At 42.8% G+C, this 299-nt stretch carries 1 protein-coding gene; it reads left to right on the forward strand.

The window, feature by feature from the left end:
* Nucleotides 1-299 (forward strand): hypothetical protein (locus tag A3756_RS27355; RefSeq protein ID WP_197481187.1); only part of this gene is annotated, 299 nt, incomplete at both ends.

A 299-nucleotide genomic window follows, 5' to 3' on the forward strand; every position in this document is an offset into this window, starting at 1 on the left:
ATCAAAGAAGACACGCTTAAAGGAGCAAAGGATGTCAACCTAGATCATTGGATTGCGACATATATGGGAGCCGAGCAAGAGATTACAGATTATTTTAATGCTTACGCACTACTTGGACTATCTTACTACCGAGCAGATGTAACGCGTCATGAAGTTATTAGAACCGTCTCGGAAAGTGCTATTTCTAACGCGGAATCAGCGGTTCAACCCAGCCCATTCGTGGCCGAGTCACATTTATTTAAAACGAACTTCAGTTTAAGCTGGATTATCGGAGGAGACTATAAGCTGAGTGATCAGTG

This window comes from Oleiphilus sp. HI0086 (assembly GCF_001635225.1).